Origin of the sequence: Cryptosporangium sp. NPDC051539 (assembly GCF_044454545.1) — a bacterium.
In the GTDB taxonomy this organism is placed as follows: domain Bacteria; phylum Actinomycetota; class Actinomycetes; order Mycobacteriales; family Cryptosporangiaceae; genus Cryptosporangium.
Genome location: NZ_JBITDV010000022.1, coordinates 1,761 through 13,312 on the forward strand (window position 1 = coordinate 1,761; position 11,552 = coordinate 13,312).

Genomic DNA, 11,552 nt, shown 5'->3' on the forward strand with positions numbered 1-11,552 from the left:
ACGAGCCGGACGTGGCCCCGGCCGAGCCGGACGTGGCCCCGGCCGAGCCGGACGTGGCCCCGGCCGAGCCGGACGTGGCCCCGGCCGAGCCGGACGTGGCCCCGGCCGAGCCGGACGTCGTCCCGGCCGCCGTGGCGGGTGCACTGGCCAGCGGTGAGCCGCAGCTGGCCCTCAGGTCCGGGGAGCTCTGGGCGCCCCGGCTGGTCGCCGCCCCGGTCGGCCGGGGATCGAGCCCCGAAGCGCCCGGCTGGGACCCCGCCGGCACCGTGCTGATCACCGGCGGGACCGGTGCCCTCGGTGCCGCGCTCGCCACCCACCTGGTGGACGCCCGCGGCTTCCGGCACCTGCTCCTGGTCAGCCGCCGTGGTGCCGACGCCGACGGGGCGGCCCGGCTCGTCCACGAGCTGACCGAGCGCGGCGCCGACGTCCGCGTGCTCGCCGCGGACCTCGCCGACCGCGACGCGACCCGCGCCGTGCTCGATGCCGTCCCGGCCGAGCACCGGCTGACCGCGGTCGTGCACACGGCCGGGGTGCTCGACGACGGCGTCGTCGAGGCGATGGACGAGACGCGGCTCGACGCCGTGCTGCGGCCCAAGGTCGACGCGGCCTGGCACCTGCACGAGCTGGCCGGCGACGTGCCGCTCGTGTTCTTCTCCTCGCTCGCCGGGCTGCTCGGTACCGCGGGGCAGGCCGGTTACGCAGCGGCCAACGCGTTCCTCGACGCGCTCGCCGTGCACCGGCGTGCGGCCGGGTCGCCTGCGCTCTCGCTCGCCTGGGGCCCGTGGCTCGGCGTCGGTATGGCCGGTGGGCTGAGCGAGGCGGAGCAGCAACGCCTCGGCCGCGAGGGAATCCGCCCGTTGGCCCTCGAGACGGGCCTGGCCACGTTCGACGCCCTCGTCGGCGCGGACGAGCCGGTGCTGGCACCTGTGCGGCTCGACCTGGCCACGCTCCGGAACCGGGACGACCTGCCGTCCCTTCTGGACACCGTGGTCCGCCGGAGGACCCGGCGGGCGGCCGGGAGCCCGGCCGGTGGCTTCCCCCAGCGGCTGGCGGGGCTGGCGTCGTCCCGGCGCCGGGACGCCGTGCTGGACGTCGTCCGCCGTGCGGTGGGTGGCGTGCTCGGCCATGCCCGTCCCGAGCTGATCGATCCGCTGCGCGGTTTCTCCGACCTCGGCTTCGACTCGCTCACCGCGGTCGAGGTACGCAACCGCCTGTCCGCCGAGACGGGTCTGCCGCTGCCGGCCTCGCTGGTGTTCGACGCGCCGAACGTGGCCGCCGTGACCGACCACTTGCTCGCCGCACTCGATGGCGCGGCGCCACCGCACGTGGCGCAGCCCGCGCCGGTGGCCCCGGCCGACGACCCCGTGGTCATCGTCGGCATGGCCTGTCGTTACCCCGGGAACGTCGCCTCGCCGGAGGACCTCTGGCGGTTGCTCGACAGCGGGACCGACGCGATCACGGCCTTCCCCACCAACCGCGGCTGGGACGTGGAGGGCGCCACCGACTACGCCGCGCAGGGCGGGTTCTTGCACGACGCGGGCGCCTTCGACGCGGGGTTCTTCGGGATCTCGCCGCGTGAGGCGCTGGCGATGGACCCGCAGCAGCGGCAGTTGCTGGAGGTCGCCTGGGAGTCGGTCGAGCGCGCCGGCATCGACCCGCTCACGCTGCGCGGCTCCGCGACGGGCGTGTTCGCCGGCGTGATGTACCACGACTACGCGACCAGCGGCGAGTTCCCCGCCGACGCCCGGAGCTTCCTGGGCACCGGCACCTCGGGCAGCATCCTCTCCGGCCGGTTGTCCTACCTGCTCGGGCTCGAGGGACCCGCGGTGAGCGTCGACACCGCCTGCTCGTCGTCGCTCGTCGCCACGCACCTGGCCGCCCAGGCGCTGCGTGGGGGCGAGTGCTCGCTGGCGCTCGCCGGTGGCGTCACGGTGATGGCGACCCCGGCCACGTTCGCGGAGTTCAGTGCGCAGGGCGGGCTGGCGGGCGACGGACGCTGCCGGGCGTTCGCGGCCGGTGCCGACGGCGTGGGCTGGTCCGAGGGCGTGGCGATGGTGGTGCTGGAGCGCTACTCCGACGCCCGCCGTCACGGACACGAGGTGCTGGCGGTCCTCCGCGGGTCGGCGGTGAACCAGGACGGGGCCTCGAACGGGCTGACGGCGCCGAACGGGCCCTCGCAGCAGCGGGTCATCCGGGCCGCGCTGGCGTCCGCGGGCCTGTCCGCCGCCGAAGTGGACGCCGTCGAGGCGCACGGCACCGGCACCACGCTCGGCGACCCGATCGAGGCGCAGGCGCTGCTGGCGACCTACGGCCAGGACCGGGAGACACCGCTCTGGCTCGGGTCGGTCAAGTCGAACCTCGGACACACCCAGGCCGCGGCCGGCGTCGCCGGAATCATCAAGCTGGTGCTGGCGATGCGGCACGGCGTCCTGCCGCGCACGCTGCACGTGGACGCGCCGACGCCGCACGTGGACTGGGCCGCCGGTTCGGTCGAACTGCTCCGCGAAGCACGGGCCTGGCCTGTGAACGGGCGTCCGCGCCGGGCGGCCGTGTCGTCGTTCGGGCTCTCCGGCACGAACGCCCACCTGATCCTGGAGGAGCCGCCCGCGGCTCCGGAGACGTCGTCCGGTACGACCGCCGGCACCGCGGTGCCGGTCGTGCTCGCGGGTAAGACCGACGGCGGGCTGCGTGCGCAGGCGGCCCGGCTGGCCGGGTGGCTGCGGGCGAACCCCGGCCTCCCGGTGCCTGACCTGGCCGCCGCACTCGCCACCGCGAGGTCCGCGTTCGACCACCGCCTCGCGGTGCTGGCCCGCGGCCCCGAAGACCTGCTCGCCGGTCTGGACGCCGCGGCGGCGGGAAGCACGGCGGCCGGCGTCGTGTCCGGACGGCACCGGCCCGGCGGGAAACTCGCGCTGCTGCTCCCCGGCCAGGGTGCACAGCACGGAGGAATGGGCTCGGCGCTGGCCGCCGCGCACCCGGTCTTCGCCGACGCTCTGAACGCCGTTCTCGACCACCCCGAACTGCGCCTGGACCCGCCGCTGCGCGACGTGCTGGCCGCCGGCGGTGAGCGGCTGGACCGGACCGGCTACACCCAGCCCGCGCTGTTCGCCGTCGAGGTGGCGATGGGACGCCTGCTCGCCTCGTGGGGCGTCGTCCCGGACGTCCTGCTGGGCCACTCCGTCGGGGAGATCGCGGCCGCCCACCTGGCCGGAGCGCTCTCGCTGGACGACGCGTGCCGGCTGGTCGGTGCGCGCGCCCGGCTGATGGAGGCGCTGCCGGCCGGCGGCGCGATGCTCGCCGTCGAGGCCACCGAGGACGAGGTCGCCGCGCTGCTTCCTCCGGACGTCTCGATCGCCGCGGTCAACGGGCCGACGTCGGTGGTGGTGGCCGGTGCGGCGGCCGCGGTCACCGGCGTGGGCGAGGCACTGGCCGGCCGGAAGACGACGGAGTTGCGGGTCTCGCACGCGTTCCACTCACCGCTGATGGACCCGATGCTGGAGGAATTCCGCTCGGTGGTCCGCGGGCTGGCGTTCGGCCCGGCCGACATCCCGATCGTGTCCAACGTGACCGGTGCGGTGCTCACCCCGGAGGAGCTGGCCGATCCGGAGTACTGGGTCCGGCACGTCCGCCGGGCCGTGCGCTTCGCCGACGGCGTCGAGACGCTGCGTGCGCTGGGCGTGCGCACGTACGTCGAGGCCGGTCCCGGCACCGTCCTCTCCGGTCTGGTGGCGCGCCTGACGTCCGACGATGCCGAGGTGGTGCTGGTGCCGACGTTGCGCGCGGACCACGACGAGCCGGACACCGTCACGACGGCTCTGGCGCGGCTGCACGTGAACGGCGTGGCCGTCGCCTGGTCGCGGGTCTTCGCGTCGCCCGGCCCGGCCACGACGCTGCCGACCTACGCGTTCGAGCACCAGTGGTACTGGCCGAGCAGCCCGCGTCTCGGTGACGCCCGCGGCCTCGGGCTCGGCGCCGCCGGACATCCGGTGCTGGGCGCCGCGGTGCGGCTCGCCGGTTCGGACGGCGTGCTGCTGACCGGCCGGCTCGCGATCCGCACCCACCCCTGGCTCGCCGATCACGTGATCGGCGGCGCGGTGGTGTTCCCCGGCACCGGCCTGCTGGACCTGGCCGTCCGGGCCGCCGACGAGGTCGGGTGCGACCGGGTCGAGGAGCTCGGCCTGACCGCGCCGCTCGTGCTCGACCCGGTGGCGGCCACGGCCGTGCAGGTCGTCGTCGACGAGGCCGACGCGGACGGCCGCCGCGTGCTGCGGATCTACGGCCGGCCCGCCGACCGGGACGACGCGCCCTGGACGATGCACGCCAGCGGTGTGCTGGCCGCCGGTGGCGTGGAGAGCACCGACGACTTCGACGCCGTGACGTGGCCGCCACCCGGAGCGGCGCCGGCCGACCTCGACGACCTGTACCCGGACCTGGCCGCGCGGGGACTCCGGTACGGGCCGACCTTCCGCGGCGTCCGTGCGGCGTGGACGCGCGACCGCGAGGTGTTCGCCGAGATCGTGCTGCCGGAGCGTGCCACCGAGGCGACGGCGTTCGGACTCCATCCCGCGCTGCTCGACGCCGCCCTGCACCCGTTGGCGGCCCTGCACCCGTCGGCAGACCCGGCGGGTGCCGAGGACGCACGGCTGCCGTTCGTCTGGAGCGGGGTCCGGCTGTCGGCCGGTGGCGCCGCGGCGCTCCGCGTACGCGTGCGGCTCGAGGGGCCGGACACCGTCTCGATCGCGGCCTGCGACCCGGCCGGTGCGCCGGTGCTGGGCGTGGACGCGCTCGCGTTGCGTCCGGTCGACCCGGCCGGGTTCGCGGCCCGCCCCGCCGCGCACACCGCGACACTGCTGGGACTCGACTGGATCGCGGTCGCGGCCGAGCGGCCGTCCGGCGCGGTCGTCGACGCCGTGCCGATCGAGAGCCTGACCCCGGACGGCACGGTGCCACCCGTCGTCCGCTACGACGTGGTGCGGACGGCTGCGGACGATCCGGTCGCCGCGGTCCACGCGCGAACCGGCGACGTCCTCGGGGTGCTCCGGAACTTCCTCACCGAGCCGCGTTTCGACGACGCCCGCCTGATCGTCCGTACCAGCGGCGCGGTCCGTACCAGCGGTGCCGCGGACGCGGCGCCCGATCTCGTCGGGGCGGCGGTGTGGGGGCTGGTCCGGGCGGCCCAGGCGGAGCAGCCGGACCGGATCGTCCTGCTCGACGCCCCCGGGACGGTCCCGGCCGAGCTGCTGGCGGCCGTGCTCGCCACCGGGGAACCCCAGGTCGCCGTGCGCGCGGAGACGCTGCTCGTCCCGCGCCTGATCCGCACCGCACCCGTGGCGCCGGAAGGCGCGGCCATCTCGACGGACGGCACGGCTGGCTCAACGGACGGTGCGGCCGGCTCAACGGACGGCGCGGCTGGTCCGGTCGCGGCCCCGGGCGGCGACGCCGGAGCCGGGCCGTGGACGGCGGACGGCACCGTGCTGATCACCGGGGGGACGGGCGGGCTCGGCGCCCGGCTCGCGCGGCACCTGGTGGAGCGCGGTGCACGTCGCCTGCTGCTCACCAGCCGCCGCGGCCCGGCTGCTCCAGGGGCGGCGGCGCTGCGACAGGAGCTGGCCCGGCAGGGCGCGGAGGTGGACGTCGTCGCCTGCGACAGCGCCGACCGCGACGCGTTGGCCGCCGTTCTCGCCGGTGTCGAGCTGTCGGCGGCGGTGCACACCGCGGGCGTGCGCGACGACGGCACGGTCGCCACGCTCGGCACCGACGAGCTCGCGCGTGTGCTCCGGCCGAAGGTGGACGGCGCCTGGCACCTGCACGAGCTCGTGGGGGACACGCCGCTCGTGCTGATCTCGTCGATCGCCGGTGTGCTCGGCAACGCCGGTCAGGCCAACTACAGTGCCGCGAACGCCGCGCTCGACGCGCTCGCCGAGCAGCGCCGGGCCGCGGGGCAGCCGGCCGTCTCGATCGCCTACGGTCCGTGGGAGCAGGACGGGCTCGCCGAGGATCTCGACGAGGCCTCGCTGCGCCGGATGCGCCGTGCCGGGGTACGCCTGCTCATCCCGGCCGACGGCCTCGCGCTCTTCGACGCCGCCGTCACCGGCGCTCTGGGAACCAGCACCCTGCGCACCGGCACGCTGGGCACCGGCACCCTGGGTACCGGGGCCGGTGCGGTCGTGGCCGCGGTGGCGCTGGACCTCGGCGGCGCGGCTGAACTGCCGCCCGTGCTGCGCGCTCTGGGCCACTCCCGGCGGCGCGCGGCGGCGGTCACGGCCGCGCCGGACACGCTCGCCCGCCGATTGGCGCCGCTGACCGAGGCCGGCCGGACCGACGTGGTGCTCGACGTGATCCGTGACCAGGTCGCCGACGTCCTCGGGTTCACCGGAGCGGAGGCCTTCGAGCCGCACCGTGCCTTCCGGGATTTCGGGTTCGACTCGCTGACCGCGGTGGAACTGCGCAATCGGCTGGGACGAGCCACCGGGCTGCGACTGCCCGCGACGATGGTCTTCGACTACCCGACGCCGGGTGACCTCGCCGGCCGGGTCATCGAACAGCTGGGCCTGGCGCCGCTCGACCCGGTCGAGGAGCTCCTCGACCAGCTCACCGCGATCGAGAAGGCGCTCGGGGCGCTGGAGTCCGACGGGGCGACGCACGAGCAGGTCGCGGCGAAGCTGGACGTGCTGCGTGGCCGGTGGGCGGCCCGGCGCGACGGCGGGACCGCCGCGGATCACCTGGAGCTGGCCAGCGACACCGAAATGTTCGACTTCCTCGACAACGAGCTGGGCCTGTCCTGAGACCGGCCGCTCCCGCGGGGTCGCGTGGCAGCGGGGTCGCCCGGGCAGCCGGAGTCAGGGCCGGGGCCAGGCCTGCCAGGCCTCGCGGAGCATGGCGGTGAGGTCGGATCGGCCGGGGCTCCAGCCCAGGTGCTCGCGGGCCAGTCCGACGTCGGCGATGAGCGCCTGGGGCTCCGGCTGGGCGGGTGCGCGGACCACCGGCACCGGGAGCCCGGTCACCTCTTCGACCGCGGCGACGATCTCCGCCATGCTCGTCGCGACGCCGCTCCCGATGTTGTACGTGTGGCTCCGGCCCGGACGGACCGCGTCCAGCGCGAGCACGACCGCGTCCGTGACGTCGAGGACGTGCACGAAGTCGCGGACCGCGGAGCCGTCACCGTTGAGCGTGACGTGCGATCGGACGCCGGTCGCGGCGCGGAACGCGTTCGGGATGATCCGATCCGGATCGTCGTCCGGAACGCCACCGGCGGTGCCCGCGAGGTTGAAGCAGCGCAGCGTCACCGCACCGATCGCGCCGGTCCGCGCCTGCGCGGCGATCAGCTGTTCGGCGCTCGTCTTCGACTCGGCGTAGGGACTCTCCGGGGCCGGCGGGACGGTCTCGTCGACGGCGCCGGACCGGCTCGACCCGTACACCTTGTCGGTGGAGGCGAACACGAACCGGGCCGGCGAGCCCGCGTCCCGCAGTGCCCGGAGCAGGTTGAGCGTGCCGGCGACGTTGACGTCGAAATAGGTCAGCGGGTCGGCGAACGAATCACGCCCCTTGACGGCGGCGGCGAAGTGACACACGGCGTCGAAGCGTCCGTCGGTGACGATGTCGTGCACGCGAGCCCGGTCGCGGACGTCTCCGCGCAGGTGCCGTACGCCGGGCCGGCACGACGCGTCGCGCCGGCTCACCACGGTGACGTGGTGGCCGGCGGCCAGGAGGGCGTCGACGACCGGCCGCCCCAGGTAGCCGGAACCGCCGGTGACGAGGGTGCGCACGCCGGGTCAGCGGCCGCGTACCACGGTCAGGTCGGGGAACGGCAGCACGAACGCTCCGCCGCCCGCGGTGAACGCACGGTGGCGGGCCCGGATGGTGTCGCCGAAGTTCCAGGCGAAGAGCACGCAGTAGTCGACGTCCTCCGGGCGCAGGCGGCTCACCGGGACGATCGGGATGCCGTCGGCCGGCGTGAAGCAGCCGACCTTGCGCGGGTTGTCGTCGACGATGAAGTCGATGTCGCCGGCGACCTCGGCCTGGGCCAGCAGCGTCACCGCACGTGCGGACGCGCCGAAGCCGCAGATCCGCCTGCCGGTCGCGGTCAGCCCGCCGAGCACGTCGTGCAGGCTGGCCGAGACGCCTTTCACCCGGTCGGAGAACCCGGAGACCAGCGTGCCGTCGCGCTCACCCGCTTCGACCTCCGCGTGCAGGATCCGCGCCACGCCGGGGCTCACTTCGGCCGGATCGTCGTCGCGGGCCAGCCAGCAGCGCAGCGAGCCGCCCTGGGTGGGGATCAGGTCGGCGTCGACGAGGCGCAGCCCGCTGGCCTCGGCGGCGCGGGCCACCACGTGCAGCGAGAAGTACGACAGGTGCTCGTGGTAGACGAACTCGAACATGCCGTGCCGCATCATCGGCAGGACGTGGGCCACCTCGATCACGGCCCGGCCGGCCGGTTTGAGCAGCTGGCGCATCCCGTGGAGCACGCCGCCGACGTCGCTGACGTGGGCGACGACGTTGCTGCCGAGCACGACGTCGACCGGCCCGATGCGGGAGAGCACCTCGTCGACGCTGTCCTTGCCGAACGGCGCGCCGACGGTCGGGACACCGGACCGGTCGGCCGCCCGGGCCAGCTCGACGGCCGGATCGACGCCGAGCACCCACAGGCCGCGCTGCGCGAAGAAGCCGAGCTGCGTGCCGTCGTTCGAGCCGACCTCCAGAACGCTGTCCCCGGCGCCCAGCCCCAGCCGGCCGATCACCGTGTCGGCCAGCTCGCGGCAGTGCGCGACCAGCCCCGGTGCCGCGCCGGTGGCGTACCGGTAGTCGGCGAACAACCGGTCCCGGGGGACGACGTCGCGCAACTGCACCAGCCCGCACCCGGCGCAGCGCACCAGGTCGAGCGGGTAGCGCTCCTGCGCGCGGGAGGCTTCCGGGCTGCTGGTGACGTCGTTGGCCGGCGGCGTCGGAGTGAGCGAGACGACCGGCTCCAGCTCGGTCGACGTACAGACGAGGCAACGATCCGGTGCGTCCATCGACGACCTCTTCCCGGTACGGAGCGGGCCGGACGACGGGACCATATCGGCGACGCAGCTAAGGGATTCATGTGCTCTCGCGAACGCAGAATGGCTACCTATTCGTCGTGGGCGAGGAGTTGCCATGCGGGTGTTGGTAACCGGGGGTGCGGGATTCATCGGATCCCACTTCGTGCGCTCGCTGCTCCAGGGCATGTATCCCAGTCACGAGAACACGCACGTGACCGTGCTCGACAAGCTGACCTACGCGGGCGGGCGCGACAACCTGCCCGCGGACGATCCGAGGCTCACGTTCGTGCACGGCGACATCTGCGATCGGGAACTGCTCGCCGATCTCGTCCCCGGCCACGACGCGCTGGTGCACTTCGCCGCCGAGTCGCACGTGGACCGATCGGTGGCGGACGCCGAGCCGTTCCTGTGGGCCAACGTCGTCGGCACGCACCGGCTGCTCGAACAGTGCCGGCAGCACCACGTCGAGCGGGTCGTGCACGTCTCCACGGACGAGGTGTACGGGTCGATCCAGAACGGGTCGTGGACCGAGCTCTACCCGATGCAGCCGAACAACCCGTACGCGGCGTCGAAGGCCGCCAGCGACTGCATGGCGAGGTCGCTGCACCGGTCGTTCGGGCTGGATCTCTCGATCACCCGGTGCTCGAACAACTACGGCCCTCGGCAGCACCCGGAGAAGATCATCCCGAAGTTCATCACCCGGCTGCTCCGCGGCCAGGACGTGACGCTGCACGGCGACGGGAGCGCGGTGCGGGAGTGGATCCACGTCGACGACCACTGCCGGGGAATCTCGCTCGTCCTGGACAAGGGACGGCCGGGGGAGATCTACAACATCGGCGGTGGTGTGGAGATGACCAACCGCGAGCTGACCAGGCTTCTGCTGGAGCTGGGCGGTGCGGGCTGGGACCGGGTGAGTTACGTCGCGGACCGGGTCGCGCAGGACCAGCGGTACTCGCTGGACCGGACGAAGATCAGCGAGGAGCTGGGGTTCGAACCGGAGATGGGGTTCCGGGAGGGCCTGCTGGGCGTGTTCGACTGGTACCGCGACAACGGCGAGTGGTGGGAGTCCCGGGCCCAGGGCTGAATACCGGCGGTGCCGGTGCTCAGCGCCCTCCGCGGCCCGTCCCGGAGTGGACCTTCTCCAACGCCCGGACGGCCTCCCCGGTGCCGTCCTCGGCGCTGACCACGGACCCTAACGCCCGCGCGCGATCGGCCATCGCGGCGTCCTCGGCGAGCGTGCGCAGTGTCGACGAGAGCCAGCGGGCGTCCAGCCGGTCGTGCGGGCAGTGTTCGGGCCCGACGCCGAGCTGGACGAGCCGGCGGCCCCACTGCGGCTGGTCACCCTGATGGCTGATGATCGCCTGCGGAACTCCGGCCCGGAACGCGGCCGCCGTGGTGCCGGCGCCGCCGTGGTGCACCACCCCGGCCGCCCGGGCGAACAACCAGTCGTGCGGCACGTGGCCGGCCAGGAACACGTCGGGGCCGGGATCGACGCCGGTCTCGGCCAGGAAGTCCCCCTGGATCACGACCGGGTAGCCGAGCCCACGGACCGCGTCGGCCACGGTCCTGGCCAGCACCGGCACGTCGTAGCCGGCCGTCGAGCCGAAGCCGATGACCAGCGGCCGCGCCGTCGCCAGGAAGGCGGAGAGCTCCGGCGACGGCGTGTACTCCGGCTCGGCCAGGAACCAGTAGCCGGTCAGGAGCGTCGTCGCGGCCCAGTGCGGATCGGGCCGGAGCACCGCCGGGCTGATCGGCACCAACTCGAGCAGCGCGGAACGCCGGCCCCAGAACAGGACGTCCTTCCAGCGGGGCAGGCCACCCCCGGTGACGACGGTGTTCAAGGCCGGATCGGTCGCGGGCCCGATCACCCGGCGCGCCACCCACCAGGCCAGCCCGTTGAGGATCCGGCCGCGGTCGACGTTCGAGGGACCGTAGGCGCGGGTGGGTTCGAGCGGCCAGGTGTGGGTGACGCTGACGTCCGGTACGCCCTCCGCGCGGGCGGCCACGGCCGCGCCGATCGCCAGCGGCGAGTGCAGCACCAGATCGGAATCCCGGACCGGTCCGCGCAGGGCCGGTAGCGCGTCGGCCTGGATCCGGGCGGTCGCGGCGGTGACGAGCGACAGTTCCTTCACCGGATCGTGCTCGGCGAGCACGTCGGGCATCAACTCGGTCAGCGTGGCGGAGGCCTGCTCGCCGATCCCGGCCGACTCGAACGGCACGCCGACCTCCGCACAGCGGCCGGCGTGCCCGTCCTGCGCGGTCAGCCGCACGTCGTGGCCTTCGTCGAGCAGTCGCCTGCCCAGCGCGAGGAAGGGCTGGAGATCGCCGGTGGAGCCCATGGTCGCGAGCAGGATCCGCACGTCGCCTCCTGGTTCGCCGCGGCGGGAACCCGCGCCGGTCACGGTGCCGTGGCGTCGGATCAGGGTCGGCCCCCAACCGCCCGGAAACGACTAGTGCACGTCGCAACGTCTACGGATTTCCTGATGACGCCCGGCCAAGACTGGCCCGAGCGTGTGGCCGAGGCGGGGTGCG

The 11,552-nt window shown here is 74.6% G+C and carries 5 protein-coding genes; 2 read left to right on the forward strand and 3 right to left on the reverse strand.

The features are described 5' to 3' along the window. Positions 1-11 precede the first annotated feature (11 nt). Positions 12-6,785 (forward strand): type I polyketide synthase, encoded by a 6,774-nt coding sequence (locus ACIBZJ_RS41850; protein ID WP_395939178.1) that lies wholly within the window; start codon positions 12-14, stop codon positions 6,783-6,785. Between the two features lie 54 nt (positions 6,786-6,839). On the opposite strand, the gene ACIBZJ_RS41855 is transcribed toward ACIBZJ_RS41850, so the two are convergent. Continuing rightward, positions 6,840-7,766, reverse strand: coding sequence for an NAD-dependent epimerase/dehydratase family protein (locus tag ACIBZJ_RS41855; RefSeq protein WP_395939179.1), 927 nt, complete (start codon positions 7,764-7,766; stop codon positions 6,840-6,842). 6 nt (positions 7,767-7,772) lie between these two features. Then, the gene (locus ACIBZJ_RS41860) at positions 7,773-9,011 is read right to left on the reverse strand and encodes a methyltransferase domain-containing protein (RefSeq protein ID WP_395939180.1); all 1,239 of its coding nucleotides are present in this window, start codon (positions 9,009-9,011) and stop codon (positions 7,773-7,775) included. Between the two features lie 124 nt (positions 9,012-9,135). Here ACIBZJ_RS41860 and rfbB point away from each other — a divergent pair, with 124 nt between their 5' ends. After that, entirely contained in the window at positions 9,136-10,104 is a 969-nt protein-coding gene (gene rfbB / locus ACIBZJ_RS41865; protein WP_395939181.1) for a dTDP-glucose 4,6-dehydratase, read from the forward strand. A gap of 19 nt (positions 10,105-10,123) precedes the next feature. Here the strand turns inward: rfbB and ACIBZJ_RS41870 are convergent, their stop codons facing one another. Beyond that, a complete protein-coding gene (locus ACIBZJ_RS41870; RefSeq protein WP_395939182.1) occupies positions 10,124-11,380 on the reverse strand; it encodes a glycosyltransferase in 1,257 nt (418 codons plus the stop codon). Positions 11,381-11,552: the final 172 nt, after the last annotated feature.